Annotated in this window: 1 protein-coding gene; it reads left to right on the forward strand. The window is 47.2% G+C overall.

The features are described from left to right. A partial coding sequence (locus GJQ66_RS12955) for a hypothetical protein (RefSeq protein WP_230379625.1) occupies positions 1-265 on the forward strand: 265 nt, incomplete at both ends.

Genomic DNA, 265 nt, shown 5'->3' on the forward strand with positions numbered 1-265 from the left:
CAGGGAGGTAAGTCATATCAGCCGTGTCACGCGGTTGGAAGGGGAAAAATCTGTGTGGCTGGACAGATTTACGGTCCGTAACCTTGAACTCGTATTTCCACAGCAGGAAGGTGGCGTACCACTAATCCAGATTCTGGATCAAACGGTGACACCAATGGGTGCCCGGTTATTGAGACGCTGGGTGGTGTTACCATTGAAGGAAAAATTACCGATTGAAGAGCGGCTTAATACCGTTGAGTTTTTTCTTCAGAATGATGAACTTCAA

Source organism: Microbacterium sp. ZXX196, assembly GCF_009709595.1.
In the GTDB taxonomy this organism is placed as follows: domain Bacteria; phylum Actinomycetota; class Actinomycetes; order Actinomycetales; family Microbacteriaceae; genus Microbacterium; species Microbacterium excoecariae.